The organism is Roseateles sp. AC306, assembly GCF_979253795.1.
This window is the reverse complement of the sequence record NZ_CEEDEB010000069.1, coordinates 1-280: the sequence shown is the minus strand read 5'-3', so window position 1 is coordinate 280 and position 280 is coordinate 1. Positions and strand designations below refer to the sequence as shown.

Annotated in this window: 1 pseudogene; it reads left to right on the top strand. The window is 60.0% G+C overall.

From position 1 onward, the window contains the following. Positions 1-280: pseudogene (locus AC0IZJ_RS28425) on the top strand (RNA-binding transcriptional accessory protein); the annotation flags it as partial.

Genomic DNA, 280 nt, shown 5'->3' with positions numbered 1-280 from the left:
CCACAGTTCGATGAGCCGCCCAAAGAGAGCTATTGCGAGCAAATCATCATGGATCACCTTGGCCTGCGCCTGAACAATGCCCCGGCGGATAGCTGGCGCAAAGGCGTGGTGAGCTGGACGTGGCGCATCAAGGTGCTGATGCATCTGGAAACCGAACTGATGGGCACCGTGCGCGAACGTGCGGAAGATGAAGCAATCAACGTCTTTGCCCGTAACCTGCACGATCTGCTGATGGCGGCCCCTGCCGGACTGCGTGCAACGATGGGCCTCGATCCGGGTC